The 2,252-nt window shown below is 65.4% G+C and carries 2 protein-coding genes and 1 pseudogene; all 3 read left to right on the forward strand.

Annotation, left to right across the window (positions count from 1 at the left end):
* Positions 1 to 210 precede the first annotated feature (210 nt).
* A protein-coding gene (locus QSJ97_RS24425; protein WP_285675106.1) for an IS3 family transposase occupies positions 211 to 1,309 on the forward strand; the annotation gives its coding sequence in 2 pieces (ribosomal slippage) (positions 211 to 464 and positions 463 to 1,309; 1,101 coding nt in all).
* Positions 1,310 to 1,326: 17 nt separating this feature from the next.
* Positions 1,327 to 1,934 (forward strand): annotated as a pseudogene (locus QSJ97_RS24430) (IS66 family transposase); the annotation flags it as partial.
* 99 nt (positions 1,935 to 2,033) lie between these two features.
* Positions 2,034 to 2,153, forward strand: coding sequence for a transposase domain-containing protein (locus QSJ97_RS24435; RefSeq protein ID WP_285675107.1), 120 nt, complete (start codon positions 2,034 to 2,036; stop codon positions 2,151 to 2,153).
* Positions 2,154 to 2,252 lie beyond the last annotated feature (99 nt).

Raw genomic sequence — 2,252 nt, forward strand, 5'->3', positions numbered from 1 at the left:
GCTGTCAAGCGACATCCAGATTTGCGGGTTAAGGCGACACCCAGTTTTGCGGTTGGTGTCGCGCAGCGCGGATCTCCTTGGGTTGGGGGGCTGCCGTTCGTCGAAGGGCGCTGAGCAGGCCGGGCCGTGCGTGACCTGCTTCCCGTTTCCTGGACCGTGCCGAGCTGGAGTTCTCCAGTTTAGGATCGGGCCTGGAGACGGAGAGACGCGATGAAGAAATCAAGGTTCAGCGAGGCGCAGATCGCCTTTGTGTTGAAGCAGGCGGAGGAAGGCACGGCGGTCGGCGAGGTTTGCCGCAAGGCCGGGATCAGCGAGGCCACGTTCTACAACTGGCGGAAGCGTCATGGTGGGCTGATGCCCTCGGAGATGAAGCGGCTGCGCCAGCTCGAGGACGAGAACGCAAAGCTGAAGAAGCTTGTCGCGGATCTCAGCCTGGACCGCGCCATGCTTCAGGACGTCCTGGCAAAAAGCTCTGAGGCCTGCGCGGCGGCGCCAGCTCGTCGATGAGGTGCGCGAGACGTGGAAGGTCAGCATCCGGCGGGCCTGCGCGGTGCTCCGGGCCGAACGGTCGAGCCACCACGACCGGAGCAGGCGCCCTTCGCAGGCCGCACTGGCCGGGAGGATCAAGGAGATCTGCGAGACGCGCGTGCGCTACGGCTACCGCCGTGTCCACGTGCTCCTCCGGCGCGAGGGCTGGGCGGCAAACGCCAAGCGCGTCTACCGTCTTTACAAGGAGTTGGGCTTGCAGCCGAGAAACAAGACGCCGAAGCGACGGGTGAAGGCAAGGCTCCGCGAGGATCGCCGCGACGCCGTCGCGGTGAACGAGACCTGGGCGATGGACTTCGTACACGACCAGCTTGCCACTGGCCGGAAGTTGCGGATCCTGACCGTGGTCGACACCTTCTCGCGCTTCTCGCCGGCGATCGTCCCGAAGTTCAGCTTCAGGGCGCCAGACGTCATCGAGGTGCTCGAGCAGGTTGGCCGCGCGCATGGCTTCCCGAAGACGATCCGTGTCGACCAGGGCAGCGAGTTCATCTCCCGAGACCTCGACCTCTGGGCCTGCCAGCGGGATGTCACGCTCGACGTCTCGCGGCCCGGCAAACCCACCGACAACGCCTTCATCGAGAGCTTGAACGGCAAGTTCAGGGCCGAATGCCTGAACACGCACTGGTTCATGAGCCTCGACGATGCCAGGCGCAAATGCGAGGCTTGGCGTAGAGACTACAACGAGGTTCGCCCGCACAGCGCGATCGGCAACAAACCGCCGATCGAGTTCGCCAAACGGTCAGTGGCCCATGGCCCGCCCTGACCGAGAAGCCCCCGGAGATGCCCAGCCGGGTGGTCCAACATTGGGTAGCAGGTCAGGGCCGCGGGCGCACCAAGACCGGCTTCCTCTGGGCGCTCGCACGCGACGACCGGAACTGGGGCGGCGCCGATCCGCCCGGTGTCGTCTACTTCTACGCCCCCGGCCGCAGCGGCGAGCATGCCGAGACGTTCCTCACCGGCTTCGACGGCATCCTCCAGATCGACGGCTATCCCGGCTACAACCGACTGACCAGGCCCAAGCGCAAGGGCGGTGCGCCGATCACCGTGGCCCATTGCTGGTCCCACGCAAGGCGCAAGCTCCGCGAGGTCTTCGATCGCGATGGCTCGGCGATCGCTGCCGAAGGGATCCGCCGCATCGCCGAATTCTACAAGATCGAGCGCGAGATCCGCGGCGCCGGCCCCGGAGAGCGCCTCTCCGCCCGACAGACGCGTACCGTGCCACTGGTCGAGAGCTTCGGAAAATGTTGGCAGAAGTGCGATCCCGCGTCTCCGCCAAATCCCGCCTCGGCGAGAAGTTCGCCTATATCCACCGTCACTGGGACGGGCTGCAGACCTTCCTCGCCGACGGCCGGGTCGAGATCGACTCGAACGGCGTCGAGAACCTGATCAGGCCAATAGCTCTCAATCGCAAGAATGCACTCTTTGCGGGCCATGACGAAGGCGGACGGGCCTGGGGTCGCATCGCCTCCCTGATCGAGACCGCGAAGATAGGTGGCGTCGAGCCCTTCGCCTATCTCAAGGCAACCCTCGAGGCGATCTCCCGAGGACACCCCAACGAGCGCCTCGACGATCTCCTCCCATGGAACTTCAAGCACGCGTCAAGCTGAATCCCCCTGTGGGCTCTCCGCACCGCTTACTGCTCTCCTGGGCAAAGATGATCCTGAGCATCGCGGCCACCGGCGCGCGGTTGCGGGCGCCGACATGGT

It is taken from the genome of Paralimibaculum aggregatum (assembly GCF_030270585.1).
In the GTDB taxonomy this organism is placed as follows: Bacteria; Pseudomonadota; Alphaproteobacteria; order Rhodobacterales; family Rhodobacteraceae; genus Thermohalobaculum; species Thermohalobaculum aggregatum.